Raw genomic sequence first — 975 nt, 5'->3', positions numbered from 1 at the left:
GGCCTATAGGCAAGAAATGGTGTCTGCCCGGGTGTGTCACCCGGGACAAACCCCATCTAAACCGGGGCGCTAGCGGCTACGTCCACCCCAGCCAGCCCTGGCGTAGAGCCCTTCCTCGGCGACCGCGGCTGTGCCATAAAGCTCAGGGCCGATCTGTTTCTCCTCGGCTACCTTGGCCGTAGCAATCCGTTCGGCACGCACGATGGCGGCCTTGATCAGCGCAGGGAATTTCGGCCGTGCTGACTTGTCCGTGTGAGTCCAGCAGAACCACTCGCAAGCACGCCGGCGATGCTCAATGGGCATCCCGCGATGGTAGAAAATCATCGCTCTGATCCCGGAGTTCACCGCGCCTTCAATCATGTTCGTTGTCGAGCTGATCCCGAGCCCGTTCAGATCTTCATTCAGGTACGTGAACAGGTGACCGCGTCGCAAAGCGGTCTGCATGTTCTCGTACGCTTTGCGCAGCCGGTCATGGGTGTACCACCAGGTGCGGGTGCTGCGAATGCCTTGGGGCAACGCGCCGTTCCATTGCGCTGCGTAGGTGCGTTCGTTGATGAGGTCTTGGTGCTGGGCATGCCAGGCCGCGAAGGCGGCCATCCATTGGGCCGCGGCTTCTTGGGTGCGGATATTCGTGAGTTTTAGGCTCAAACTGCGTAATGACTTACCGGCTGGCAAGCGTGGGTTCAGGGTCAGGTAGGTGCGGACGTTGCGTTGGATATGAACCAGGCACCGCTGGATCTTCACGTTGGGCCAGAACTCTTTCATCGCTTTCATCAGCCCTGACCCGCCATCGGTGATGACGACTTTCGGTTCAGGGAAATGCTTCAGAAGCGCTGTCCACGCCGCTGATTTTTCTCGGTCGCACCATTGCCATCCAATGACGTTTCCTTGGGCGATAGCGATCAGCAGGCACCAGCCTTGCCGGATGTAGATTCCGTCGACTTGGATCTCGTCGAAGACTTCTGCGGTGTGGTT

1 protein-coding gene is annotated in these 975 nt (G+C 59.1%); it reads right to left on the bottom strand.

Annotated elements, in window-relative coordinates:
* Nucleotides 1-69 precede the first annotated feature (69 nt).
* Nucleotides 70-927 carry an IS1249 family transposase gene (locus tag ACT3TP_RS18715; protein WP_444621288.1) on the bottom strand — a complete coding sequence of 286 codons (858 nt, stop codon included), beginning with the start codon at nt 925-927 and terminating at the stop codon, nt 70-72.
* Nucleotides 928-975 lie beyond the last annotated feature (48 nt).

Source organism: Glutamicibacter sp. AOP38-B1-38 (genome assembly GCF_052377485.1).
Taxonomy (GTDB): Bacteria; Actinomycetota; Actinomycetes; order Actinomycetales; family Micrococcaceae; genus Glutamicibacter.
The sequence above is the reverse complement of the archived record's forward strand: the minus strand, read 5'-3'. Positions and strand labels throughout refer to the sequence as shown.